Origin of the sequence: Pseudomonas sp. ES3-33 (genome assembly GCF_000952175.1) — a bacterium.
Lineage (GTDB): Bacteria > Pseudomonadota > Gammaproteobacteria > Pseudomonadales > Pseudomonadaceae > Aquipseudomonas > Aquipseudomonas gregormendelii.
In genome coordinates, this window is the sequence record NZ_JZRI01000154.1 from 62,952 (window position 1) to 89,366 (window position 26,415).

The window sequence follows — 26,415 nt, forward strand, 5'->3', positions numbered from 1 at the left end:
CGTCTGAAAAGTACTTTTTTTCAATAGGTTACACATGAATCCTGATATTCCTCTTCAACTCCTGGGCGGCATCACGGCGCGCGAGTTCATGCGCGACTACTGGCAGAAAAAACCGCTGCTGATCCGTCAGGCGATTCCAGATTTCGAAAGCCCGATCGACGCCGACGAACTGGCCGGCCTGGCGCTGGAGGAAGAAGTTGAGTCGCGCCTGGTGATCGAAAACGGCGAGCGCCCTTGGGAATTGCGCCGCGGCCCATTCGCCGAAGACGAATTCAGCAAACTGCCGGAACAGGACTGGACCCTGCTGGTTCAAGCCGTTGACCAGTTTGTCCCGGAAGTCGCTGAACTGCTGGAAAACTTCCGCTTTCTGCCAAGCTGGCGCGTCGATGACGTGATGATCAGCTTCGCCGCACCAGGCGGCAGCGTCGGTCCGCACTTCGACAACTACGACGTGTTCCTGCTGCAAGGCCATGGCAAGCGCAACTGGAAAATCGGCCAGATGTGCGACTCTGAAAGCCCGCTGCTGCAGCACGCCGACTTGCGCATCCTGGCTGAATTCGAAGCCACCGATGAATGGGTCCTGGAACCGGGCGACATGCTTTACCTGCCGCCGCGCCTGGCCCACTGCGGCGTGGCCGTCGACGATTGCCTCACCTACTCGGTCGGCTTTCGCGCGCCAAGCGCCGCTGAAGTGCTGACCCACTTCACCGACTTCCTCAGCCAGTTCCTGTCGGACGAAGAGCGCTACACCGACGCCGATGCCCAGCCAGTCGCCGATCCGCACCAGATCCAGCACGACGCCCTCGGCCGCCTTAAAGGCCTGCTGGCCGAACACATGAGCGACGAGCGCCTGTTGCTGACCTGGTTTGGCCAGTTCATGACCGAGCCGCGCTACCCGGAGCTGGTGGTCGGCCCGGAAGAGATCGAAGAAGACGACCTGCTTGCCAGCCTGGAACAGGGCGCCGTACTGATTCGCAACCCGAGCGCGCGCCTGGCCTGGTCCGAAGTCGATGACGACCTGCTGCTGTTCGCCAGCGGCCAGAGCCGTTATCTGCCGGGCAAGCTGCGCGAGCTGTTGAAGCTGATCTGCGCCGCCGATGCGCTGCACATCGATAACCTCGGCGAATGGCTGGGCGATGACGACGGTCGCGGCCTCCTGTGCGAGCTGATCAAGCAAGGAAGCCTGGGGTTTGCCGATGAATAAAATTCACGTAAGTGTCGCAGACTGGCAGAAGGACAACGCCGAGATCCGGCGCATTCGTGAGACGGTGTTCATCGCCGAGCAATCCGTACCGCCCGAGCTGGAATGGGATGCGGATGACGCGACAGCGGTGCATTTCCTGGCCTTCGAGGGTGACTTTCCGATTGGCACTGCGCGCCTCCTGCCTGACGGTCACGTCGGCCGGGTGTCGGTGCTCAAGGACTGGCGCGGCTTGAAGGTCGGTGATGCGCTGATGCAGGCGGTGATCGGCGAGGCCGAGGAACGTGGACTGAAGCGGCAGATGCTCAGCGCGCAGGTGCAGGCCACGGCATTCTATGAGCGCCTGGGTTTCAGCCTGGTCAGTGAGGAGTTCCTGGAAGCCGGGATTCCGCATGTGGACATGGTGCGGCATTCCTGAAGATCAAAAGATCGCAGCCTTCGGCAGCTCCTAAAGAGTTGTGCGAACATCCGTAGGAGCTGCCGAAGGCTGCGATCTTTTCTGAAGCAACACCACAAAACGCCCCGCCATCCTCGGATGCCGGGGCGTTTTGCTGTCTGCGATTCAACTTGCTCCTATCGAGGCCGACAAACTGGCAATATCAATCAAAGGCAGGATCAAAAGATCGCAGCCTTCGGCAGCTCCTACGGGCTTTGTTTATTTGGCGGAGATAACGGACATGTCCCTACGCACCCTGCTCACCACGCTGCTGCTGAGCTGCAGTTTTTCGCTCAGCGCAGCCACCGAGATTGTGCCGCTGAACTACCACACCAGCGCCGACATGCTGCCGATGGCACAAGACTTCATCGGCAAGGACGGCCAGGTGAGCGCCTATGGCAACCAGCTGATTGTCAACGCCGATCAACGCAAGATCGACGAACTTAAGGCACTGATCAGCCAGCTGGATACCGCGCCGAAGCGCCTGCTGATCACCGTCGACACCAGCGAAAACAACTCCCAGGCTGACCAGGGCTACTCGGTAAACGGCGCCAGGCCGAGCCAGACTCGCATCATCAACCGCAGCACCGACAGCCGTGATGGTGGCATCCAGCAGATCCAGGCCAGCGAAGGTGCGCCTGCGCTGATCCAGGTCGGCCAAAGCGTGCCGCTGACCAGCAGTCAAAGCGACTCCTACGGCGATTTGCGCAGCCAGACCGAATACCGCAACGTCACCCAGGGTTTCTACGTCACCGCCAGCGTCACCGGTGATATCGTTCACCTGGATATCAGCACCAACCGTGACCGCATGAGCCAGGAACGTCCCGATGTAGTGAATGTGCAAAGCACCGACACAACTGTCACGGGGCGCCTGGGCGAGTGGATCACCCTGGCCGGGGTGAATCGCCAGACCCAGGCCGACAAACAGGGCCTGACCCGCAGCTACTCGACTCAAGGCCGGGACGACATGACCCTGCGGGTCAAAGTCGATACTTTGGACTAAATCACCGAAAACTGACTGATTAGTCGTATTAGACCAAAGATGTAGTGCTTGAAAAAAAGCACTACAAAACGTTTGACGATCGAAAAAAGCAAAGGCATGATGGCCTCGCTCCCGCTAATCAGGGGCCCTGGCAAGGGCCTTCGAAGCGATGTTCGCACCTACCCCGCGAACCGCTTCGTGTCTGTACCGCCCACAAGGTGTGTTTGACGAGGTTGCCGACTGGAACGAAGTTGTCCCGAGGGACGGAAGCGTAATTAGGTAACCCGGCTCCACACTGAAGTCTGCACCAGGGCCCACGATGCCCGAATGCGTTCGCCAGTTCGCCCTTACCTGCTCACTTCCCCTCGAGCCCATCGTTCATCCCGTCGCCAATCCCGCCGAATCCGACTTGACCACCTAAGCTTCTGGTCTGCGAGCGCACGTATTTTCCACCGCAGAACAACTTTCCGTAAAAGACGCGACGAGGTTTATCTCCATGGCACTGACACGCGAACAGCAAATTGCAGCCCTCGAAAAAGACTGGGCTGAAAACCCACGCTGGAAAGGTGTGACACGCGCCTACTCCGCTGCTGACGTCGTCCGCCTGCGTGGCTCGGTTCAACCTGAGCACACCTTTGCAAGACTCGGCGCCGAGAAGCTGTGGAACCTGGTGACCCAGGGTGCCAAGCCGTCCTTCCGCCCCGAGAAAGATTTCGTCAACTGCATGGGCGCCTTGACCGGCGGCCAGGCTGTGCAACAAGTCAAGGCCGGTATCCAGGCGATCTACCTGTCCGGCTGGCAAGTGGCTGCGGACAATAACTCCGCCGAATCGATGTACCCTGACCAGTCGCTGTACCCGGTGGACTCGGTTCCAACCGTGGTCAAGCGCATCAACAACTCGTTCCGTCGTGCTGACCAGATTCAGTGGAAAGCCGGCAAAGGTCCGGGCGACGAAGGCTACATCGACTACTTCGCGCCAATCGTAGCTGACGCCGAAGCCGGTTTCGGTGGCGTACTGAACGCTTACGAGCTGATGAAGAGCATGATCGAAGCAGGCGCCGCCGGCGTTCACTTCGAAGACCAGCTGGCTTCCGTGAAAAAATGCGGCCACATGGGCGGCAAGGTACTGGTGCCTACCCAGGAAGCCGTACAGAAGCTGACCGCTGCTCGTCTGGCTGCTGACGTGGCCGGTACACCGACCATCATCCTGGCCCGTACCGATGCGAACGCCGCTGACCTGCTGACTTCCGACTGCGACCCGTACGACCAGCCATTCGTGACTGGCGAACGTACCCAGGAAGGCTTCTACAAAGTGCGCGCCGGCCTCGACCAGGCCATCGCTCGTGGCCTGGCTTACGCGCCGTACGCCGACCTGATCTGGTGCGAAACCGCCAAGCCGGACCTGGACGAGGCTCGCCGCTTCGCCGAAGCGATCAAAAAGGAATACCCGGACCAACTGCTGTCGTACAACTGCTCGCCTTCCTTCAACTGGAAGAAAAACCTGGACGACGCGACCATCGCCAAGTTCCAGCGTGAACTGTCCGCCATGGGTTACAAGCACCAGTTCATCACCCTGGCCGGCATTCACAACATGTGGCACAGCATGTTCAACCTGGCGCACGACTACGCCCGCAACGACATGACTGCCTACGTGAAACTGCAAGAGCAAGAGTTCGCTGACGCCGCCAAGGGTTACACCTTTGTGGCTCACCAGCAGGAAGTGGGCACCGGCTACTTCGACGACATGACCACCGTAATCCAGGGTGGTTCGTCTTCGGTTACCGCGCTGACCGGCTCGACCGAAGAAGAACAGTTCCACTGATCTGCTTCGCCTGAAATAACAGCCGCTGCGGGCCGAATGGAAAGCTAACCGCAGCGCTGCACCTCTGACGCCCCGACTTGCTCGGGGCGTTTTTTTGCCCGTAATTCAACAAACCATGGCAGCGTTGCGCACACAAATACAGACGCGCACGGCTGCGCCAGAGCCAGACTTAGTAATCGATTTCCCGGAGCAGCGTCTTGGCTTTGTGATTATTGTTACGTACCGAGAAGACCCGCAATTTTTTCTGTTCGGGAAGGCTTTCAACAATCAGGTAAGTTTCGTATGACGCCGAACCGCTGAGGAACACCGGAGTATCGCCGAAGTAATTAGCATTATCGTAAATACCGTGGTCCTCATGGAAGTGACCCGCAAAGACAGCGGCCACCTTATGTTTTTTCATCATCGCCCTGAACGCTTCGGCGTCGGCGGCGCTAAAGTTCTTCCAACCATTAGGCTTATGGGTAACGAGGATATTGACCTTGCCCCAGTTGCTGGCGAACGCCATCTTGTTATCGATAAAATTCCAGGATGAGTTAATGTTAAATTGTTTCTTATTAACATGTGACACCCCCGTCTCAAATTTGGTTGCATAGACTGGATAATTATTGGCCTGTACTACGTGTAAATTATTATGCCACTCTGAATGGGCAAAACTGCCAGCGTAGCTTTCCCTGAACTTTCCGGCGCCAGTACTGGACCTATAATCAATATTGCCTCTCGCTATTAAATCTTTTGTCATTCTCAGGTAAGTCAGAACACTGTCTCTGGCACACCCATTATTAGCACAGTCGTTAACATTGTTTTCATAGTCGTGATTACCCAACCCCAAATAGACCTTGTTATTGAAGTACTCTTTAAATCTTTTCTTCATAAAGCTTAGCTGGTCCCCATGACCGAAAGCTGTGATATCACCATTGACATATACTGGAATATCGAGTGCGGGATGACTGCTCCTGAACGAGTTAACGTCACGATACTGTGCATGGATATACGCTGCTGAAAGCTCCTTTTCGTTACCCTTCTCGTCTTCCTTTTTATCGGTCCAAGGATACTGCGGGTCCGAGGTCATCACTATGTAAGAAGGTGTGCCTGCATAGGTCCAGTTAGCGTTGGATTTTTTGTCCGTCGGATAAACGCGATAACCATCCTCCGGAAGGCCGTCAATCTTCGAGATGAAATAAGAACTGTCACCTTCGGAATATTGATGTATCGCACCGACATAGGTCTGTTCGAGCCAGTCTTTGGGCTCAGCGTAGGTACCGGCACGGGTCCCTCTGAACTCATACTGAACATTGCTGAAAGGGCCTGTCGGAAAGTACAACTCGCCCGTAGTGCCTATATGATTCGACGAAAAGTATAAATTACCGCCATTGATAACTCTCTTATGAATGGCCCCAATGTAGGTCATCTCATCTAGTTCCTTGGGGTCAGCATAGGTGCCGGCATGAACCCCTTTGAACTGCCAGTAATCGTTACTGTAGGGCCCCGTCGGGAAAAACCAATTATGATCACTCGCATTGCCATCGAATTTCGCCGCGAAGAAAAAGTTTTTCCCCTCATATGTGTATTTGTGAATGGCGCCGATCGTTGTGGCTTCTTCCCATAATTTAGGATGCTCATAAGTGCCAGAAGCGGCGATGGCGCTCAGGGCCGTCGCTGCAGAAGGCGGCACGAGCTCGGCAGTGGACGGTGCCAAGGCAGAGCTTTCGTTCGCCGACACGTTCATGACGCCGAACGTCAACTGACTGGCAATCAACAAGGAAAGGGTAGTTCGCTGCAAGGTGATAAGCACTGGACGTCTTCGTTGGATTGAAAAAACCCAGAATGCCGCTGCAGTAAAAGCAAAAACATACGAATAGTACGAGATTTCCTACAACCCCCCACACCACAAGACTGTTATCGCCTGATAAGTACACGCGCCACCGGCACCCCACGGAAGGGCTTTCCCTCGCTCTCATCGAAGCCAGAAGGAGGATCAGGCAACAAAAAAAGAGCAGCACCATGAAGAGGTCAATGGACCCGCCCAAAATGGCACCTTGAACACAGAAACCGCTCATGGAAATCGTATAACCGCCGGAAAACAATAGTGATTATCATTTACAAGCTGTTGAATTCATTGCATCACCTGTAAAACATAATTGATTGAAAGTCGCCTAATGCCCGCGACGCATGGGCTGCGAGGCCTTTAAGGCACGCTATGTCCTTATTCCTATCAATAATTTCGCTATCTGAATTTTACTTGCACCGTGTTGTGCCATAAAATCAGCGGGATTGATTGCTGCGACATATCGTCACTGCGTTGTTTCTTTTTCAAGCTCAGAGACCTTTGCTCTCTGTTAAGGATTTCCAGCATGCCCGAAGCGACAGGACTCATGGCCCACAACTGGGGCTTTGCCATTTTCCTTCTGGGCGTTGTCGGCCTCTGCGCCTTCATGCTCGGCGTCTCCAGCCTCCTTGGGTCAAAAGCCTGGGGCCGCAGCAAAAACGAACCGTTCGAGTCGGGCATGCTACCTACAGGTGGCGCCCGCTTGCGGCTCTCAGCCAAATTCTATCTGGTCGCGATGCTCTTCGTGATCTTCGATATCGAAGCCCTCTTTCTCTTTGCCTGGTCTGTGTCCGTCCGCGAAAGCGGCTGGACCGGATTCGTCGAAGCTCTCGTTTTCATAGCAATTCTGTTGGCAGGTCTTGTCTACCTGTTCCGAGTGGGCGCCCTTGACTGGGCTCCGGAAGCGCGGCGCAAGCGGCAGGCGAAGCTGAAACAATGAGGCTTTGGCAATGCAATACAATCTCACCAGGATCGACCCCGATGCTCCTAACGAGCAGTATCCGATTGGCGAGCGGGAAACCGTTTCCGATCCGTTAGAAGATCAAGTTCACAAAAACATCTTCATGGGCAAGCTCGAAGACGTGCTTAACGGCACGATCAACTGGGGGCGCAAGAACTCCCTGTGGCCGTATAACTTCGGTCTTTCGTGCTGCTACGTGGAAATGACCACCGCCTTCACGGCGCCCCACGACATCGCGCGCTTTGGCGCCGAGGTTATCCGGGCATCGCCGCGCCAGGCGGATTTCATGGTTATCGCCGGTACCTGCTTCATCAAGATGGCGCCGATCATTCAGCGTCTCTACGAGCAAATGCTCGAACCTAAATGGGTTATCTCCATGGGTTCGTGCGCCAACTCCGGTGGCATGTACGACATCTACTCCGTCGTTCAAGGGGTGGACAAGTTCCTGCCCGTGGACGTCTACGTGCCTGGCTGCCCGCCCCGTCCTGAAGCGTTTCTGCAAGGCTTGATGCTGTTGCAGGAATCGATTGGACAGGAGCGTCGTCCGCTTTCCTGGGTCGTTGGCGATCAAGGCGTGTACCGCGCCGAGATGCCTTCGCAAAAGGAACAGCGCCGCGAACAGCGAATCGCAGTCACCAACCTGCGCAGCCCCGACGAAGTCTGATCCAGATCTGCTTCTTTTATAGAACGAGACACTGGCTTCATTCTTTACGTTGACCGAAAGCGATAAATAACCATGACTACAGGCAGTGCTCTGTACATCCCGCCTTACAAGGCAGACGACCAGGATGTGGTCGTCGAACTGAACAACCGTTTTGGCCCCGAGGCGTTCACCGCCCAGCCGACCCGCACCGGCATGCCGGTGCTTTGGGTTGCCCGCGCCAAACTTGTCGAAGTCCTCAGCTTCCTGCGCAACCTGCCCAAGCCGTACGTCATGCTCTATGACCTGCACGGCGTGGACGAGCGTCTGCGCACCAAGCGTCAAGGGCTGCCAAGCGGCGTCGACTTCACCGTGTTCTATCACCTGATGTCGATCGAACGTAACAGTGACGTGATGATCAAGGTGGCCTTGTCCGAGAGCGACCTCAGCGTACCGACCGTCACCGGCATCTGGCCGAACGCCAACTGGTACGAGCGCGAAGTCTGGGACATGTTCGGCATCGACTTCCCCGGCCACCCGCACCTGACCCGCATCATGATGCCGCCGACCTGGGAAGGTCACCCGCTGCGCAAGGACTTCCCGGCGCGCGCCACCGAGTTCGACCCGTTCACCCTGACCCTGGCCAAGCAACAGCTTGAGGAAGAAGCTGCGCGCTTCAAGCCTGAAGACTGGGGCATGAAGCGTTCAGGTGCGAACGAGGACTACATGTTCCTCAACCTCGGCCCGAACCACCCTTCTGCTCACGGTGCCTTCCGCATCATCCTGCAGCTGGACGGTGAAGAGATCGTCGACTGCGTGCCGGACGTCGGTTACCACCACCGTGGTGCCGAGAAGATGGCCGAGCGTCAGTCCTGGCACAGCTTCATCCCCTACACCGACCGTATCGACTACCTCGGCGGCGTGATGAACAACCTGCCGTACGTGCTCTCGGTCGAGAAGCTGGCCGGCATCAAGGTGCCCGAGAAGGTCGACGTCATCCGCATCATGATGGCCGAGTTCTTCCGTATCACCAGCCACCTGCTGTTCCTGGGCACGTACATCCAGGACGTCGGCGCCATGACCCCGGTGTTCTTCACGTTCACCGACCGTCAGAAGGCGTACACGGTGATCGAAGCCATTACCGGTTTCCGTCTGCACCCGGCCTGGTACCGCATCGGTGGTGTCGCTCACGACCTGCCACGCGGCTGGGAAAAACTGGTGAAAGACTTCGTCGAATGGATGCCAAAGCGTCTGGACGAATACCAGAAAGCCGCGCTGGACAACAGCATCCTCAAAGGCCGGACCATCGGCGTCGCAGCCTACAACACCAAGGAAGCCTTTGAATGGGGCGTCACCGGTGCAGGCCTGCGTTCGACCGGTTGCGACTTCGACCTGCGTAAAGCACGTCCGTACTCCGGCTACGAGAACTTCGAATTCGAAGTGCCGCTGGCCGCCAATGGCGATGCCTACGACCGTTGCATCGTGCGCGTCGAAGAAATGCGCCAGAGCATCAAGATCATCGAGCAGTGCATGCGCAACATGCCGGAAGGCCCGTACAAGGCGGATCACCCGCTGACCACGCCGCCACCGAAAGAGCGCACCCTGCAGCACATCGAGACCCTGATCACGCACTTCCTGCAGGTTTCGTGGGGCCCGGTCATGCCGGCCAACGAATCCTTCCAGATGATCGAAGCGACCAAGGGCATCAACAGTTATTACCTGACGAGCGATGGCGGCACCATGAGCTACCGCACCCGGATTCGCACCCCAAGCTTCCCGCACTTGCAACAGATCCCTTCGGTGATCAAAGGCGAGATGGTCGCGGACTTGATTGCGTACCTGGGTAGTATCGATTTCGTTATGGCCGACGTGGACCGCTAAGCATGAACAGCACGCTTATCCAGACAGACCGTTTCGCCCTGAGCGAAACCGAGCGCTCGGCCATCGAGCACGAGCTGCATCACTACGAAGACCCGCGCGCGGCGTCGATCGAAGCCCTGAAGATCGTCCAGAAGGAACGTGGCTGGGTGCCCGATGGCGCCCTGTACGCCATTGGCGAAATCCTCGGCATCCCGGCCAGCGACGTAGAAGGCGTGGCGACGTTCTATAGCCAGATCTTCCGTCAGCCGGTGGGCCGCCACATCATTCGCGTCTGCGACAGCATGGTCTGCTACATCGGCGGCCATGAGTCTGTGGTCAGCGAAATCCAGAGCAAGCTCGGCATCGGCCTGGGTCAGACCACCGCCGACGGTCGTTTCACCCTGCTGCCGGTCTGCTGCCTCGGCAACTGCGACAAGGCTCCGGCGTTGATGATCGACGACGACACTTTCGGTGATGTGCAGCCAGCAGGCGTTGCCAAATTGCTCGAGGGCTACGTATGACCCTGACTTCCTTTGGTCCTGCCAACCGCATCAAGCGGTCGGCCGAGACTCACCCGCTGACCTGGCGCCTGCGTGACGACGGCGAAGCCGTCTGGCTCGACGAGTACCAGGCCAAGAACGGTTATGCCGCTGCGCGCAAGGCCTTCGCCGACATGGCCCAGGACGACATCGTCCAGACCGTGAAAGACGCCGGCCTGAAGGGTCGCGGCGGTGCAGGCTTCCCCACGGGCGTGAAGTGGGGCCTGATGCCCAAAGACGAATCCATCAACATCCGCTACCTGCTGTGCAACGCGGATGAAATGGAGCCGAACACCTGGAAAGACCGCATGCTGATGGAGCAGCTGCCCCATCTGCTGATCGAAGGCATGCTGATCAGTGCTCGCGCGCTGAAAACCTACCGTGGCTACATCTTCCTGCGTGGCGAATACACAACCGCCGCCAAGCACCTCAACCGTGCCGTGGAAGAAGCCAAGGCTGCAGGCCTTCTGGGCAAGAACATCCTGGGTTCGGGTTTTGATTTCGAGCTGTTCGTCCACACCGGTGCCGGGCGTTACATCTGCGGTGAAGAAACCGCACTGATCAACTCCCTCGAAGGCCGCCGCGCCAACCCGCGCTCCAAGCCGCCCTTCCCTGCCGCCGTGGGCGTGTGGGGCAAGCCGACTTGCGTGAACAACGTTGAAACCCTGTGCAACGTGCCGGCGATCATCGGCGACGGCGTGGACTGGTACAAATCGTTGGCTCGCGCGGGCAGTGAAGACATGGGCACCAAGCTCATGGGCTTCTCCGGCAAGGTCAAGAACCCGGGCCTGTGGGAATTGCCGTTCGGCGTCACCGGTCGCGAGTTGTTCGAAGACTACGCCGGTGGCATGCGCGACGGCTTCAAGCTCAAAGCCTGGCAGCCGGGCGGCGCCGGTACCGGTTTCCTGTTGCCGGAACACCTGGACGCACAAATGTACGCCGGCGGCATCGCCAAAGTGGGCACCCGCATGGGTACCGGCCTGGCCATGGCGGTGGACGACAGCGTCAACATGGTGTCCCTGCTGCGCAACATGGAAGAGTTCTTCTCCCGTGAGTCGTGCGGCTTCTGCACCCCGTGCCGTGACGGTTTGCCGTGGAGCGTCAAGCTGCTGCGCGCAATCGAGAACGGTGAAGGGCAAGCCGGCGACATCGAGACCCTGCTGGGTCTGGTCGGTTTCCTCGGCCCGGGCAAGACCTTCTGTGCTCACGCACCGGGCGCCGTGGAGCCGTTGGGCAGCGCAATCAAATATTTCCGCCATGAGTTCGAAGCCGGCATCGCGCCTGTCAGCGCCGTCGTCCCGCCTCTGGCACGGCCGATCGTAATCGGCGCGTAAACGCTTAAAAAGGCGAAGGGCCCGTGCCCGCAGCTTTTCGTGTGATGACGCCTTGAACGGCTGTGTTGATTCACGCGAATAACAAGATTCCATTAGCCACGCCCGCTGACACCGGGCCAACGAAGAACTTTGAACCATGGCCACTATCCACGTAGACGGCAAAGAGCTCGAAGTCGACGGGGCAGACAACCTGTTACAGGCATGTCTGTCGCTAGGCCTCGATATTCCGTATTTCTGCTGGCACCCCGCCCTAGGCAGCGTTGGCGCTTGCCGCCAGTGCGCGGTCAAGCAGTACACCGACGCCAACGATACCCGTGGTCGGATCGTCATGTCCTGCATGACGCCCGCCACCGACGGCAGCTGGATCTCCATCGAAGACGAAGAAGCGAAAGTGTTTCGCGCCAGCGTCGTCGAATGGCTGATGACCAACCACCCTCACGACTGCCCGGTCTGTGAGGAAGGCGGTCACTGCCACCTGCAAGACATGACGGTGATGACCGGCCACAACGAGCGCCGTTACCGCTTCACCAAGCGTACCCACCAGAACCAGCAACTGGGCCCGTTCATTTCCCACGAAATGAACCGCTGCATCGCTTGCTACCGCTGCGTGCGCTTCTATAAGGATTACGCCGGCGGCACCGACCTCGGCGTATTCGGCGCCCACGACAACGTGTACTTCGGTCGCGTTGAAGACGGCACCCTGGAAAGCGAGTTCTCCGGTAACCTCACCGAGGTCTGCCCGACCGGTGTGTTCACCGACAAGACTCACTCCGAGCGCTACAACCGCAAGTGGGACATGCAGTTCTCGCCGAGCATCTGCCATGGTTGCTCCAGCGGTTGCAACATCTCCCCGGGCGAGCGCTACGGTGAACTGCGTCGCATCGAAAACCGCTTCAACGGTTCGGTCAACCAGTACTTCCTGTGCGACCGTGGCCGTTTCGGCTATGGCTACGTCAACCGCGAAGACCGCCCGCGTCAGCCTTTGCTGGCCAATGGCGCCAAGCTGAGCCTCGACGAAGCGCTGGATAAAGCCGCTGACCTGCTGCGCGGTCGCAACATCGTCGGTATCGGTTCGCCCCGTGCCAGCCTCGAGAGCAACTACGCGTTGCGCGAACTGGTCGGCGCCGAGCACTTCTACTCCGGTATCGAAGCCGCCGAGCTGGAACGCATTCGCCTGGTCATGCAGGTGCTTAAAGACAGCCCGCTGCCGATCCCGAACATGCGCGACATCGAAGACCACGATGCGATCTTCGTCCTCGGTGAAGACCTGACCCAGACCGCTGCCCGTATGGCACTGTCCCTGCGTCAGTCAGTCAAGGGCAAGGCTGAAGACATGGCCGACGCCATGCGCGTCCAGCCCTGGCTCGACGCCGCCGTGAAGAACATCGGCCAGCACGCGCTGAACCCGCTGTTCATCGCCAGCCTGGCTGAAACCAAGCTCGACGATATCGCCGAAGAGTGCGTCCACGCCGCTCCAGACGATCTGGCGCGCATCGGTTTCGCCGTGGCTCATGCCCTCGACGCCAGCGCTCCAGCAGTTGAAGGCCTCGACACCGAAGCCCTCGAACTGGCCCAACGCATTGCCGACGCCCTGCTTGCGGCCAAGCGTCCACTGATCATCGCCGGCACCTCCCTGGGTTCCAAGGCACTGATCCAAGCTGCTGCCAACATCGCCAAAGCGCTGAAGCTGCGCGAAAAGAACGGTTCCATCAGCCTGATCGTGCCAGAGGCCAACAGCCTCGGCCTGGCCATGCTGGGTGGCAACTCGGTCGACGACGCGCTGCAGGCCGTGATCGATGGCCAGGCCGACGCACTGGTCGTGCTGGAAAACGATCTGTACACCCGTACCGACAAGGCGCTGGTTGATGCTGCCCTGAACGCGGCGAAAGTGCTGATCGTCGCCGACCACCAGAAGACCGCCACCAGCGATCGTGCGCACCTGGTGCTGCCCGCTGCCAGCTTTGCTGAAGGCGACGGCACCCTGGTCAGCCAGGAAGGCCGCGCCCAGCGCTTCTTCCAGGTGTTCGATCCGAAGTACATGGACGCGAGCATCCTGGTCCACGAAGGCTGGCGCTGGCTGCATGCCCTGCGTGCCACCCTGCTGAACCAGCCGATCGACTGGACCCTGCTGGACCACGTTACCGCTGCCGTTGCTGCAAGCACGCCGCAACTGAACCGTATCGTCGATGCCGCACCGTCCGCCGCGTTCCGCATCAAGGGCATGAAACTGGCCCGTGAACCGCTGCGTTACTCGGGTCGGACCGCCATGCGCGCCGACATCAGCGTGCACGAACCGCGTACGCCGCAAGACAACGACACCGCGTTCAACTTCTCGATGGAAGGTTATTCGGGCTCGGTCGAACCGCGTCAGCAAGTACCATTCGCCTGGTCGCCGGGCTGGAACTCGCCGCAAGCCTGGAACAAGTTCCAGGACGAAGTCGGTGGTCACATCCGCGCTGGCGACCCGGGCACCCGCCTGATCGAAAGCGCCGGTGATGCGCTGAACTGGTTCGCGGCTGTACCGCGTGCATTCAACCCGGCTCCGGGTACCTGGCAGGTCGTGCCGTTCTTCCACCTGTTCGGCAGCGAAGAAAACTCTTCCAAGGCCGCGCCGGTTCAAGAGCGTATTCCGGCTGCTTATGTCGCTTTGGCCAAATCCGAAGCCGATCGCCTGGGTGTCAACGAGGGCGCCTTGCTCAGCTTGAACGTAGCCGGCCAGACCCTGCGTCTGCCACTGCGAATCAACGAAGAACTGGGTGCCGGTCTGGTTGCATTGCCAGCAGGTATAGCCGGGATCCCTCCGGCGATCTTCGGCAAATCCGTTGACGGTCTGCAGGAGGCAGCTCAATGACCTGGTTCACGCCTGAAGTGATTGACGTGATCATCGCGGTCCTCAAGGCCATCGTGATTCTGCTCGCCGTGGTGGTGTGCGGCGCGCTGCTGAGCTGGGTCGAGCGTCGTTTGCTCGCCCTCTGGCAGGACCGTTATGGTCCGAACCGCGTCGGCCCGTTCGGCGCGTTCCAGATCGCGGCCGACATGATCAAGATGTTCTTCAAGGAAGACTGGACTCCGCCGTTCGCCGACAAGATGATCTTCACCCTGGCACCGGTCGTGGCCATGAGCGCCCTGCTGATTGCCTTCGCGATCATCCCGATCACCCCGACCTGGGGCGTGGCGGACATCAACATCGGCATCCTGTTCTTCTTCGCCATGGCTGGCCTGTCGGTTTACGCGGTGTTGTTCGCCGGCTGGTCGAGTAACAACAAGTTCGCCCTGCTGGGCAGCTTGCGGGCCTCGGCGCAGACCGTGTCGTACGAAGTGTTCATGGGCCTGTCGCTAATGGGCATCGTGATCCAGGTCGGCTCGTTCAACATGCGCGACATCGTCGAATATCAAGCGCAGAACCTGTGGTTCATCATTCCGCAGATCTTCGGTTTCCTGACCTTCTTCATCGCCGGCGTCGCCGTGACTCACCGTCACCCGTTCGACCAGCCCGAAGCGGAGCAGGAACTGGCCGACGGTTACCACATTGAATACGCCGGCATGAAATGGGGCATGTTCTTCGTTGGCGAGTACATCGGCATCGTGTTGATTTCGGCGCTGCTGGTGACCTTGTTCTTCGGTGGCTGGCATGGCCCGTTCGGCATTCTGCCGCAGATCCCGTTCATCTGGTTTGCGCTGAAAACCGCGTTCTTCATCATGATCTTCATCCTGCTGCGCGCCTCGATTCCGCGCCCACGGTATGACCAAGTGATGGATTTCAGCTGGAAGTTCTGCCTGCCGCTGACCCTCGTCAACATGCTGGTGACCGCTGCGATCGTGTTGCTCAACACGCCCGCCGTCGCGGCTCAGTGAGGATAGAGAATCATGAAGTACATAATTGACATCGTGCATGGCTTCTTCACCCAGCTTCGCAGCCTGGTGATGATCTTCGGCCATGCCTTCCGCAAGCGTGACACGCTGCAGTACCCGGAAGAGCAGGTGTACCTGCCGCCGCGCTACCGTGGCCGTATCGTCCTGACTCGTGACCCAGATGGCGAAGAGCGTTGCGTAGCCTGCAACCTGTGCGCCGTGGCGTGCCCGGTCGGTTGCATCTCGCTGCAGAAAGCTGAAACCGATGACGGTCGCTGGTACCCGGAGTTCTTCCGCATCAACTTCTCGCGCTGCATTTTCTGCGGCCTCTGCGAGGAAGCCTGCCCGACCACCGCGATCCAGCTGACACCGGATTTCGAGATGGCCGAGTTCAAACGTCAGGACCTGGTTTACGAGAAAGAAGATCTGCTGATCTCCGGCCCCGGCAAAAACCCTGATTACAACTTCTATCGTGTTGCAGGTATGGCCATTGCCGGTAAGCCCAAGGGCGCCGCGCAAAATGAAGCCGAACCGATCAACGTGAAGAGCTTGCTGCCTTAAGGAAGAAAGATGGAATTCGCTTTCTATTTCGCATCGGGTATCGCTGTGGTGTCCACGCTTCGCGTGATCACTCACACCAACCCCGTGCACGCCCTGCTCTACCTGATCATTTCGCTGATCGCCGTGGCCATGACGTTCTTCGCCCTCGGCGCACCGTTTGCCGGTGTCCTGGAAGTGATTGCCTACGCTGGCGCCATCATGGTGCTGTTCGTGTTCGTGGTGATGATGCTGAACCTGGGCCCGGCCTCGGTTCAGCAGGAGCGCGTCTGGCTCAAGCCTGGCATCTGGCTCGGCCCGACCATCCTCGGCGCCCTGCTGCTGGCTGAACTGCTGTATGTGCTGTTCGCCCATCAGAGCGGCCAGGCCATCGGCCACACCACCGTAGACGCCAAGGCCGTGGGCATCAGCCTGTTCGGTCCTTACCTGCTGGTGGTTGAACTCGCCTCGATGCTGCTGCTCGCTGCAGCCGTCACGGCGTTCCACTTGGGCCGTAACGAAGCCAAGGAGCAATGACGATGCCTGCTATCCCTTTGGAGCATGGTCTGGCGGTCGCCGGCATCCTGTTCTGCCTCGGTCTGGTCGGCCTGATGGTCCGCCGCAACATACTCTTCGTGCTGATGAGCCTGGAGGTCATGATGAATGCCTCCGCGTTGGCGTTCATCGTCGCCGGTAGCCGCTGGGGCCAGCCGGATGGACAGATCATGTTCATCCTGGTGATCAGCCTGGCAGCCGCCGAGGCCAGTATTGGCCTGGCGATTCTGTTGCAGCTGTATCGCCGCTTCCACACTCTCGATATCGACGCTGCCAGCGAGATGCGCGGATGAATCTTCTCTATCTGACTTTCGTATTCCCTCTCATCGGTTTCCTGCTGCTGTCGTTCTCCCGGGGACGCTTTTCGGAAAACCTTTCGGCGCTGATCGGCGTCGGCTCCATCGGCCTGTCTGCCATCGTCACGGCCTACGTGATCTGGCAATTCAACGTCGCCCCGCCGGAAGGCGGCCACTACACCCAGGTGTTGTGGCAGTGGATGGCGGTTGAAGGCTTCACGCCGAACTTCGCCCTGTACCTGGATGGCCTGTCCGTAACCATGCTCGGCGTGGTAGTGGGCGTCGGTTTCCTGATTCACCTGTTCGCCTCCTGGTACATGCGCGGTGAAGACGGTTACTCGCGCTTCTTCGCCTACACCAACCTGTTTATCGCCAGCATGCTGTTCCTGATCCTGGGCGATAACCTGTTGTTCCTGTACTTCGGCTGGGAAGGCGTGGGCCTGTGCTCGTACCTGTTGATCGGTTTCTACTACAGCAACCGCAACAACGGAAACGCGGCACTCAAGGCCTTTATCGTGACCCGCATCGGCGACGTGTTCATGGCCATCGGCCTGTTCATCCTGTTCGTGCAACTGGGCACTCTCAATGTCCAGGAGCTGCTGGTACTGGCACCGCAGAAGTTCCAGGTCGGTGATTTCTGGATCGTCCTGGCGACCCTGATGCTGCTGGGTGGCGCCGTGGGTAAATCCGCGCAACTGCCACTGCAAACCTGGCTGGCGGACGCGATGGCCGGTCCGACTCCGGTTTCGGCACTGATCCACGCCGCGACCATGGTCACCGCCGGTGTCTACCTGATTGCCCGTACCCACGGCCTGTTTGCACTGGCCCCGGACATCCTGCAACTGGTCGGCATCGTCGGCGGTGTGACCCTGGTGCTGGCCGGTTTTGCTGCACTGGTGCAGACCGACATCAAACGTATCCTCGCCTACTCGACCATGAGCCAGATCGGCTACATGTTCCTGGCGTTGGGCGTTGGTGCCTGGGATGGTGCGATCTTCCACCTGATGACCCACGCCTTCTTCAAGGCGCTGCTGTTCCTCGCTTCCGGTGCGGTGATCGTTGCCTGCCACCACGAGCAGAACATCTTCAAGATGGGCGGCCTGTGGAAAAAACTGCCACTGGCCTACGCCAGCTTCATCGTCGGCGGCGCGGCCTTGTCGGCCCTGCCACTGGTGACCGCAGGCTTCTACTCCAAGGACGAAATCCTCTGGGAAGCGTTTGCCAGCGGCAACCACGGTCTGCTGTATGCAGGTCTGGTCGGCGCGTTCATGACCTCGCTGTACACCTTCCGCCTGATCTTCATCGCGTTCCACGGTGAAGCGAAGACTGAAGCCCACGCCGGTCATGGCATCGCCCACTGGCTGCCCCTGTCGGTGTTGATCGTATTGTCCACCGCCATCGGCGCGATGATCGTTCCGCCACTGCACGGTGTGTTGCCGCAAAGCGTCGGCCATGCCGGCGGCGAAGCCAAGCACAGTCTGGAAATCGCCTCGGGCGCCATCGCCCTGGCCGGTATCCTGCTGGCCGCGCTGCTGTTCCTCGGCAAGCGTCGTTTCGTTACTGCAATCGCCAACAGCGGCATTGGCCGCTTCCTTTCGGCCTGGTGGTTCGCTGCCTGGGGCTTCGACTGGATCTACGACAAACTGTTCGTCAAGCCATACCTGGCGATCAGCCACGTGCTGCGCAAAGACCCGCTGGACCAGACCATCGGCCTGATCCCGCGTATGGCCAAGGGCGGTCACACAGCCTTGAGCCGTACCGAAACCGGTCAACTGCGTTGGTACGCGGCCTCGATGGCAGCCGGCTCCGTGCTGGTCATCGGCGCCATTGTGCTGGTAGCGGTCTGAATATGAACCTTGCGAACTTGCGAAAGGAATTGAGCCCGTCATGATTCTGCCTTGGCTAATCCTGATCCCCTTCATCGGCGGCCTGCTGTGCTGGATGGCTGAGCGCTTCGGCGCTACCCTCCCGCGCTGGATTGCGCTGATCACCATGTCCCTGTTGCTCGCTCTTGGCCTCTGGCTGTGGGCAACCGGCAACTATTCATTTGCCCCGGCGCCTGGCGCCGATCCAACCTGGGCGCTTGAGTTCAAGCACACCTGGATCCAGCGTTTCGGCATCAGCGTGCACCTTGCCCTCGACGGCCTGTCGCTGTTGATGATCCTGCTGACCGGCCTGCTGGGTATCCTCTCGGTACTGTGCTCGTGGAAAGAGATCCAGCGACACGTTGGCTTCTTCCACCTGAACCTGATGTGGATCCTGGGCGGTGTCGTCGGCGTGTTCCTCGCCCTCGACCTGTTCATGTTCTTCTTCTTCTGGGAAATGATGCTGGTGCCGATGTACTTCCTCATCGCGCTCTGGGGTCACAGTTCTTCGGACGGCAAGAAAACCCGGATCTACGCGGCGACCAAATTCTTCATCTTCACCCAGGCTTCCGGCCTGATCATGTTGGTGGCGATCCTCGGTCTGGTACTGGTCAACTTCAACAACACCGGCGTGATCACGTTCAACTACGCCGACCTGTTGAAAACCAAGATGTCGCTCACTACCGAGTACATCCTGATGCTGGGCTTCTTCATTGCCTTCGCGGTGAAGCTGCCAGTCGTGCCGTTCCACTCCTGGTTGCCTGATGCTCACGCCCAGGCGCCAACCGCAGGTTCGGTCGACCTGGCCGGTATCCTGTTGAAAACGGCCGCCTACGGCCTGCTGCGTTTCGCCTTGCCGCTGTTCCCGAATGCCTCGGCCGAGTTCGCGCCGATCGCCATGACCCTGGGTCTGATCGGGATTTTCTACGGCGCATTCCTGGCGTTCGCGCAAACCGACATCAAGCGTCTGATTGCCTTCTCGTCCGTTTCCCACATGGGCTTCGTGCTGATCGGCATCTATTCCGGCAGCCAGCTCGCGCTGCAGGGCGCAGTGATGCAGATGCTGGCGCACGGTGTCTCGGCAGCCGCGCTCTTTATCCTCAGCGGCCAGTTGTATGAGCGCACCCATACCCGCGACATGCGCCAGATGGGTGGCCTGTGGTCGAAGATCGCCTACCTGCCCGCCATCAGCCTGTTCTTTGCTGCCGCGTCCCTGGGCTTGCCGGGTACGGGTAACTTTGTGGGCGAGTTCCTGATCCTGCTCGGCACGTTCGCCAGCGCTCCATGGATCACATCGATTGCCACGACCGGCCTGGTGTTCGGTTCGGTGTACTCGCTGATCATGATTCACCGTGCCTACTTCGGCCCGTCCAAATCGGACGCGGTGCTGCATGGCATGGATGCTCGCGAACTGATCATGGTGCTGGGCCTTGCGGTACTGCTGATTTACCTCGGCGTATACCCGCAACCGTTCCTCGATACCTCTGCCGCCACGATGCATGGCGTGCAGCAATGGCTCAGTACCGCCTTCACTCAACTCGCTTCGGCCCGGTAAGAGCGCTATGGAATTCACGACTCAACACTTTATCGCGCTGGCGCCGCTGTTGATCACCACCATCACGATCATCGTGGTGATGCTGGCGATTGCCTGGCGCCGTAACCACTCGCAGACCTTCCTGATTTCCGTGGCAGGTCTGAACCTGGCGCTGCTGTCGATCCTGCCAGCCCTGAAAGTTGCGCCTCTGGCCGTGACCCCGTTGCTGCAGATTGATAGCTTCGCCTGCCTGTACATGGCGCTGATCCTGGTCGCCACCCTCGCTTGTGTAACCCTCGCCCACGCCTACCTCGGCGATGGGGGTTCGGGTTACCCGGGCAACCGTGAAGAACTTTACCTGCTGATCCTGATGTCCGCCCTGGGCGGCCTGGTGCTGGTCAGCGCGCAGCACTTGGCCGGCTTGTTCATCGGTCTGGAACTGCTGTCGGTGCCGGTCTACGGTCTGGTGGCGTATGCCTTCTTCAACAAGCGTTCGCTGGAAGCCGGCATCAAATACATGGTGCTGTCGGCCGCCGGTTCCGCATTCCTGTTGTTCGGCATGGCCCTGCTGTATGCCGATTCCGGCAGCCTGAGCTTCGTCGGTATTGGCCAGGCCCTCGCGGCCACCGGCCTGCCGAGCTCGCTGGCACAACTGGGCCTGGGCATGATGCTGGTCGGTCTGGCATTCAAGCTGTCGCTGGTACCGTTCCACCTCTGGACCCCGGACGTTTACGAAGGTGCTCCGGCACCGGTGGCCGCGTTCCTGGCCACCGCGTCGAAAGTCGCTGTGTTCGCCGTGATGGTGCGTCTGTTCCAGATCTCCCCAGCCGCAAGCAGCGGTGTGCTGAGTGACGTGCTGACCATTATCGCCATCGCGTCGATTTTGTTCGGTAACCTGCTGGCCCTGACCCAGAGCAATCTCAAGCGTCTGCTGGGTTACTCGTCCATCGCGCACTTCGGTTACCTGCTGATCGCCCTGGTGGCGAGCAAGGGCCTGGCCGTGGAAGCCATCGGCGTGTACCTGGTCACCTACGTCATCACCAGCCTCGGCGCCTTCGGCGTGATCACGCTGATGTCCTCGCCGTACAACGGCCGTGACGCCGATGCCCTGTACGAATACCGCGGCCTGTTCTGGCGCCGTCCGTACCTGACTGCGGTACTGACCGTGATGATGCTGTCCCTAGCGGGTATCCCGCTGACTGCGGGCTTCATCGGCAAGTTCTACATCATCGCCACCGGCGTCGAGTCGCATCAATGGTGGCTGGTCGGTTCCCTGGTACTGGGCAGCGCCATCGGCGTCTTCTACTACCTGCGCGTGATGGTCACCCTGTACCTGATCGAGCCGAACCTGCGTCGCCACGATGCGCAACTGCACTGGGAACAACGTGCAGGCGGCGTGATGCTGCTGGCCATCGCTGTGGTCGCCTTCTTCCTCGGCGTGTACCCACAGCCGTTGCTGACCCTGGTTCAGCAGGCGGTATTGGCGGGTTGATCGCTTGGCGGTAATCGGGAGAAAACAAAACGGCACCTTCGGGTGCCGTTTTTGCTTTTGGCGCGCTGAGATTTCAGGCTCCGGACGCCAGCCCGGCTCTTTACCGCCGGTGGCCGCAGAATGCCTGACGCGCTGAAACCTGTGGGAGCGGGCTTGCCCGCGAAGGCGTCAGGTCAGTCGAAAACTGCGGTGCCTGACGCTCTGTCATCGCGGGCAAGCCCGCTCCCACAGTGGATCTCCGGTGAACACAAAATTTGTGAACGCCTGCGGTTAATTGTAGGAGCGAGCCTGCTCGCGAAAGCGTCAGGTCAGTCGAAACCTGTGGTGCCTGACACTCTGTCATCGCGGGCAAGCCCGCTCCCACAGTGGATCTCCGGTGAACACAAAATGTGTGAACGCCTGCGGTTAATTGTGGGAGCGGGCTTGCCCGCGATTGCGGTCGTACAGGCACAATCGGCATAGGGGGCGGCCTTCATAGGCCGCTCCCCTGCCACACCACCCGGCATGCGGGTCCGCACCGGGCGGTTCGAGAGATTGAGGTTATGAGAGTCGCACCAGACCCAGTCTGTCGAACCACGCCACATTCAACACTCGATTGAGCTCAAAGCGGCTGTTACGCCACCAGCTATGAGAGTTGGCCGCCACTTTCCGAGCCGTTTGGCTGCTGGCTCCCAACCCCCGCAGTTCGCGGTAAATCGTCGGACCACGCCTCCATTGTTTAAGCTGGATCGCTCGCAATCGGTGTCGCATCCACTCGTCCAGCTCTCGCCAGATTTTCGGCGTTTGTGACAACCCGAAGTAAGTTTTCCAGCCCATAAGATAAGGGCGTAGGTTCTCGACAACTTGTCGCAGACTGCGACCGCCTGAGCGACGGGTGAGTTCGCGTATCCGTTGTTTGAACTGCTTGCGCGCCTTGACCGCCACTGCTCTTTTGACTCCTTGTGGAGAAGCCCAGAAGGCGTATCCCAGAAACTTGCGGCCAAACGCGCTCGCCACCGCACTCTTGCTCTCGTTGACGCTCAAGTGCAGCCTTTCATACAGACGCTTCAGCAAGTCCATCACCCGTTGCCCCGCCTTATGACTGCGGACATACACATTCGCATCGTCGGCATAGCGCACGAAGCAATGACCTCGACGTTCAAGCTCCCGATCCACTTCGTCCAGCAGCACATTCGCCAGCAACGGCGACAGCGGACCGCCTTGCGGCGCCCCGCAGCGGCTTTTCTCGACCACGTCATTGATCAGCGTTCCCGCATCCAGATAAGCCCGGATCAAGCGAACAACCGCCCGGTCCGCAATCCGCTTGCCTAGACGATCAATCAAAATGTCGTGATCGACCCGGTCAAAGAACTTCTCCAGATCAACATTCGCATCAACATGGCCTATAACGCTTTCTCTCGTTCGGCCCTTCGTCAAAAAAAAGACTACTACGGCCTCTGCTGACTTCTCGCTCCGGCTTACGCCGTCGCCCTTTCAGGCACGAGGCGAGATCTCCCCAGGTAAGAACGCAATCCTTCCCCGCACAACCGCCGGATTTACGTTGCCGCCCTTTGACCACAAGAGCTTTGCGATTTATTGCCCGCTCGCCCTGGTCGGCATCGCCTTATATCCGGTTCTTGTCCATCGGCTCACGGTTTCGATTCACGCTTCCTCCCCACACTCGGTCACCCTCATGCAGTTGCGCTTCACTTCGTTCGCTGTGGTCAGCTCACGGCGGGACTTTCACCCACAAGATTGCGCCCATGCTGGGCGCACAATAAAAACGGCACCTTCCGGTGCCGTTCGCCATTCGCCATTCGCGGTCAGCTTTTACTTACGCGCATCCGCCCAGGATTTCAGCAGTTCGTTGTAGTTCACGGTTTCACCTTTTGGCTTCTCGTTCGCCAGTTTCGGCTTCGGAGCACCGGGCTGGTCGAACCAGTATTGCGCATCCCGTTCCGGGTTCATCTTCGGCCCGCATACCGGCTGTGCCTTGGAGCGTTCCAGGCGGGTCATGATCGCGTCCTGATCCTTGGCCAGGCCATCGAGTGCCTGTTGCGGGGTTTTCTCGCCGCTGGCGGCTTCGGCGATGTGGCTCCACCACAGTTGTGCCAGGCGCGGATAGTCGGGCACGTTGGTCCCGGTCGGGGTCCATTGCACACGGGCCGGGCTGCGATAGAACTCCACCAGGCCGCCGAGTTTAGGCGCGAGGTCGGTCATGGCTTGCGAGTTGATGTCCGACTCGCGAATAGGCGTCAGGCCGACGATGGTTTTCTTCAGCGAAACGGTTTTCGAGGTCACGAACTGCGCGTACAGCCAGGCCGCCAGTTTTTGTTTTTCAGGCGTCGACTTCATGAACGTCCAGGACCCCACGTCCTGATAACCAAGCTTCATGCCCTCTTCCCAATAAGGCCCACGTGGCGACGGTGCCATGCGCCATTTCGGCGTGCCGTCGGCGTTCACCACCGGCAAGCCCGGTTTGGTCATGTCGGCGGTAAAGGCGGTGTACCAGAAGATTTGTTGGGCGATGTTGCCCTGGGACGGCACCGGGCCGGATTCGGAGAACGTCATGCCTGCGGCTTCCGGTGGAGCGTAGGCCTTCATCCAGTCGACGTACTTCTGCGTCGCATAAACCGCTGCCGGGCCATTGGTATCACCGCCACGGGTTACGCTGGAGCCGACCGGATGGCAGTCCTCGACGCGGATGCCCCACTCGTCCACCGGCAAGCCATTGGGGATACCCTTGTCACCGCCACCGGCCATGGAAAACCAGGCATCGGTGAATCGCCAGCCTAGCGACGGGTCTTTCTTGCCGTAGTCCATGTGCCCGTAGATACGCTTGCCGTCGATTTCCTTGACGTCCTCGCTGAAGAACTTGGCAATGTCTTCATAAGCCGACCAGTTCACCGGCACACCCAATTCGTAGCCGTACTTTTCCTTAAACTTGGCCTTCAGGTCCGGACGTTCAAACCAGTCGGCGCGGAACCAGTAGAGGTTGGCGAACTGCTGGTCCGGCAGTTGATAGATCTTGCCGTCCGGCGCGGTAGTGAATGAGATGCCGATGAAATCCTTGATGTCCAGCGTCGGCGAGGTGAAGTTCTTGCCTTCGTTGGCCATCAGGTCGGTGATTGATTCAGTCTTGCCGTAGCGGAAATGCGTACCGATCAAATCCGAGTCGTTGACCCAACCGTCATAGATGCTCTTGTCTGACTGCATCACGGTTTGCAGCTTCTCCACCACATCGCCTTCCTGCAGCAGGTCGTGGGTCAGCTTGATCCCGGTGATCTCGGTAAAGGCCTTGGCCAACACCTTGGACTCGTATTCGTGGGTGGTCAGGGTTTCCGAGACCACTTTGATGTTCATCCCGCGAAAGGGCTCGGCAGCCTTGATAAACCACTTCAGCTCTTCGAGCTGCTGCTCTGGCGTCAGCGTGGACGGCTTGAACTCGCTGCCAATCCATTTCTTGGCGGCGTCTTCATAGGCATCGGCCCAGGCCGCAGCGCTCAACCCGCTGAGTGCCAGCATGGCTGCCAATGAAACGCTATGTCGCAGCTTATTGTTTTTGTCGAACATAGAGACCTCCTGTTTGAGTTTTGGAGCAACTTTGCCGAGCGATGTCGACTAGCCCCAGCGCATCACAGCCAACAGCCACACCAGGGACAACGCGGACGCTACCCAGATGCTCCAGTCGGTGGCGCCAATCACCAGCAAATGCAGGTAGGCGCTACCGAGAAGACCGATAAACAGCCGATCGCCACGGGTGGTGGCAATCGGTAAAAAACCCCGGCGAAGGACGCTCGGAGAACGCAGCTCCCACGTCGTCATGCCCACCAGGATCAGGCCAATGACGATGAAAAACACCGCGGTGGGGACAGTCCAGCTCATCCATTCCATCATCAGCTCCTCATACCCGGCCCAGGGCAAAACCCTTGGCCACGTGGTTGCGCACAAACCAGATCACCAGCATGCCGGGCAAGATGGTCAGTACCCCTGCCGCCGCCAGCACACCCCAGTCGATACCGGACGCCGAGACCGTGCGAGTCATCACCGCCGCGATCGGCTTGGCGTTCACCGAAGTGAGGGTGCGCGCCAGCAGCAATTCGACCCAGGAAAACATGAAGCAGAAAAATGCCGTGACACCGATCCCGGAGCCGATCAGCGGGATGAAGATCTTCACGAAGAACTTGGGGAAACTGTAGCCGTCGATGTAGGCCGTTTCGTCGATTTCCTTGGGCACCCCGGACATGAAGCCTTCGAGGATCCACACGGCCAGCGGCACGTTGAACAGGCAGTGCGCCAGGGCCACGGCGATGTGCGTATCGAACAGACCGATCGAGGAGTACAGCTGAAAAAACGGCAACAGGAACACGGCCGGGGGCGCCATGCGGTTGGTCAGCAGCCAGAAGAACAGGTGCTTGTCGCCCAGGAAGCGATAACGCGAGAACGCATAGGCGGCCGGCAACGCCACGCTCAGGGAAATCACCGTGTTCAGGCTCACGTAATACAGCGAGTTGAGGTAGCCGGTGTACCAGGCTGGATCAGTGAAGATGACCTTGTAGTTGGCCAAGGTAAAGTCCTGCGGAAACAGGGTCAGGCCGCTGAGGATTTCGGTGTTGCTCTTGAAGGACATGTTCAGCAGCCAGTAGATCGGCACCAGCAGGAACAGGATGTAGATCAGCAACGGGATCAGCTTTCTTTTGCTCAT

At 59.2% G+C, this 26,415-nt stretch carries 21 protein-coding genes and 1 pseudogene; 17 read left to right on the forward strand and 5 right to left on the reverse strand.

What is annotated here, in order from left to right; translation table 11 throughout:
- Positions 1 to 34: 34 nt before the first annotated feature.
- The 4 genes from UB23_RS26515 to aceA all read left to right on the forward strand — a co-directional run bounded on the left by UB23_RS26515 (position 35) and on the right by aceA (position 4,441).
- Positions 35 to 1,204 carry a ribosomal protein uL16 3-hydroxylase gene (locus tag UB23_RS26515; protein ID WP_045062287.1) on the forward strand — a complete coding sequence of 390 codons (1,170 nt, stop codon included), beginning with the start codon at positions 35 to 37 and terminating at the stop codon, positions 1,202 to 1,204.
- Positions 1,197 to 1,619, forward strand: coding sequence for a GNAT family N-acetyltransferase (locus UB23_RS26520; RefSeq protein ID WP_045062288.1), 423 nt, complete (start codon positions 1,197 to 1,199; stop codon positions 1,617 to 1,619). The genes UB23_RS26515 and UB23_RS26520 overlap by 8 nt, the downstream gene beginning before the upstream one ends.
- 259 nt (positions 1,620 to 1,878) lie before the next feature.
- Entirely contained in the window at positions 1,879 to 2,640 is a 762-nt protein-coding gene (locus UB23_RS26525) for a secretin N-terminal domain-containing protein (RefSeq protein WP_045062289.1), read from the forward strand.
- 475 nt (positions 2,641 to 3,115) lie between these two features.
- Positions 3,116 to 4,441, forward strand: a complete 1,326-nt coding sequence (gene aceA, locus UB23_RS26530; protein ID WP_045062291.1) for an isocitrate lyase — start codon at positions 3,116 to 3,118, stop codon at positions 4,439 to 4,441.
- A gap of 169 nt (positions 4,442 to 4,610) precedes the next feature.
- On the opposite strand, the gene UB23_RS26535 is transcribed toward aceA, so the two are convergent.
- Positions 4,611 to 6,233: a metallophosphoesterase gene (locus UB23_RS26535; protein WP_045062293.1), complete on the reverse strand. Its 1,623-nt coding sequence runs from the start codon at positions 6,231 to 6,233 to the stop codon at positions 4,611 to 4,613.
- 559 nt (positions 6,234 to 6,792) lie between these two features.
- Here UB23_RS26535 and UB23_RS26540 point away from each other — a divergent pair.
- The 13 genes from UB23_RS26540 to nuoN all read left to right on the forward strand — a co-directional run bounded on the left by UB23_RS26540 (position 6,793) and on the right by nuoN (position 21,731).
- The gene (locus UB23_RS26540; protein ID WP_003223812.1) at positions 6,793 to 7,206 is read left to right on the forward strand and encodes an NADH-quinone oxidoreductase subunit A; all 414 of its coding nucleotides are present in this window, start codon (positions 6,793 to 6,795) and stop codon (positions 7,204 to 7,206) included.
- A 10-nt stretch (positions 7,207 to 7,216) separates the two neighbouring features.
- On the forward strand, positions 7,217 to 7,891 hold the full coding sequence (locus UB23_RS26545) for a NuoB/complex I 20 kDa subunit family protein (protein WP_008146035.1): 675 nt from the start codon (positions 7,217 to 7,219) through the stop codon (positions 7,889 to 7,891).
- Between the two features lie 72 nt (positions 7,892 to 7,963).
- On the forward strand, positions 7,964 to 9,748 hold the full coding sequence (gene nuoC, locus UB23_RS26550; protein ID WP_045062298.1) for an NADH-quinone oxidoreductase subunit C/D: 1,785 nt from the start codon (positions 7,964 to 7,966) through the stop codon (positions 9,746 to 9,748).
- Between the two features lie 2 nt (positions 9,749 to 9,750).
- A complete protein-coding gene (nuoE, locus tag UB23_RS26555; RefSeq protein WP_007970445.1) occupies positions 9,751 to 10,248 on the forward strand; it encodes an NADH-quinone oxidoreductase subunit NuoE in 498 nt (165 codons plus the stop codon).
- On the forward strand, positions 10,245 to 11,600 hold the full coding sequence (nuoF, locus tag UB23_RS26560; protein WP_045062301.1) for an NADH-quinone oxidoreductase subunit NuoF: 1,356 nt from the start codon (positions 10,245 to 10,247) through the stop codon (positions 11,598 to 11,600). Before nuoE ends, nuoF begins: the two co-directional genes overlap by 4 nt.
- 136 nt (positions 11,601 to 11,736) lie before the next feature.
- The gene (gene nuoG, locus UB23_RS26565; RefSeq protein ID WP_045062303.1) at positions 11,737 to 14,451 is read left to right on the forward strand and encodes an NADH-quinone oxidoreductase subunit NuoG; all 2,715 of its coding nucleotides are present in this window, start codon (positions 11,737 to 11,739) and stop codon (positions 14,449 to 14,451) included.
- On the forward strand, positions 14,448 to 15,455 hold the full coding sequence (nuoH, locus tag UB23_RS26570) for an NADH-quinone oxidoreductase subunit NuoH (RefSeq protein WP_028623953.1): 1,008 nt from the start codon (positions 14,448 to 14,450) through the stop codon (positions 15,453 to 15,455). Before nuoG ends, nuoH begins: the two co-directional genes overlap by 4 nt.
- Before the next feature lie 9 nt (positions 15,456 to 15,464).
- Positions 15,465 to 16,013 (forward strand): NADH-quinone oxidoreductase subunit NuoI, encoded by a 549-nt coding sequence (nuoI, locus tag UB23_RS26575; RefSeq protein WP_045062308.1) that lies wholly within the window; start codon positions 15,465 to 15,467, stop codon positions 16,011 to 16,013.
- A 9-nt stretch (positions 16,014 to 16,022) separates the two neighbouring features.
- Complete coding sequence (gene nuoJ, locus UB23_RS26580) at positions 16,023 to 16,526, forward strand: NADH-quinone oxidoreductase subunit J (RefSeq protein ID WP_045062310.1); 504 nt, start codon at positions 16,023 to 16,025, stop codon at positions 16,524 to 16,526.
- 2 nt (positions 16,527 to 16,528) lie between these two features.
- The gene (gene nuoK / locus UB23_RS26585) at positions 16,529 to 16,837 is read left to right on the forward strand and encodes an NADH-quinone oxidoreductase subunit NuoK (RefSeq protein WP_007905077.1); all 309 of its coding nucleotides are present in this window, start codon (positions 16,529 to 16,531) and stop codon (positions 16,835 to 16,837) included.
- Positions 16,834 to 18,687: an NADH-quinone oxidoreductase subunit L gene (nuoL, locus tag UB23_RS26590; RefSeq protein ID WP_045062313.1), complete on the forward strand. Its 1,854-nt coding sequence runs from the start codon at positions 16,834 to 16,836 to the stop codon at positions 18,685 to 18,687. Before nuoK ends, nuoL begins: the two co-directional genes overlap by 4 nt.
- A gap of 40 nt (positions 18,688 to 18,727) precedes the next feature.
- Positions 18,728 to 20,260 carry an NADH-quinone oxidoreductase subunit M gene (gene nuoM / locus UB23_RS26595; RefSeq protein ID WP_045062315.1) on the forward strand — a complete coding sequence of 511 codons (1,533 nt, stop codon included), beginning with the start codon at positions 18,728 to 18,730 and terminating at the stop codon, positions 20,258 to 20,260.
- A gap of 7 nt (positions 20,261 to 20,267) precedes the next feature.
- Entirely contained in the window at positions 20,268 to 21,731 is a 1,464-nt protein-coding gene (nuoN, locus tag UB23_RS26600) for an NADH-quinone oxidoreductase subunit NuoN (protein WP_045062317.1), read from the forward strand.
- Positions 21,732 to 22,271: 540 nt separating this feature from the next.
- Here the strand turns inward: nuoN and UB23_RS26605 are convergent.
- The 4 genes and pseudogenes from UB23_RS26605 to UB23_RS26620 all read right to left on the reverse strand — a co-directional run.
- Positions 22,272 to 23,099, reverse strand: a pseudogene (locus tag UB23_RS26605) (reverse transcriptase domain-containing protein); the annotation flags it as partial.
- Positions 23,100 to 23,540: 441 nt separating this feature from the next.
- The gene (locus UB23_RS26610; protein ID WP_045062319.1) at positions 23,541 to 25,283 is read right to left on the reverse strand and encodes an ABC transporter substrate-binding protein; all 1,743 of its coding nucleotides are present in this window, start codon (positions 25,281 to 25,283) and stop codon (positions 23,541 to 23,543) included.
- A gap of 48 nt (positions 25,284 to 25,331) precedes the next feature.
- Entirely contained in the window at positions 25,332 to 25,604 is a 273-nt protein-coding gene (locus UB23_RS26615) for a DUF2160 domain-containing protein (RefSeq protein ID WP_045062321.1), read from the reverse strand.
- A 10-nt stretch (positions 25,605 to 25,614) separates the two neighbouring features.
- Complete coding sequence (locus UB23_RS26620; RefSeq protein ID WP_045062323.1) at positions 25,615 to 26,415, reverse strand: carbohydrate ABC transporter permease; 801 nt, start codon at positions 26,413 to 26,415, stop codon at positions 25,615 to 25,617.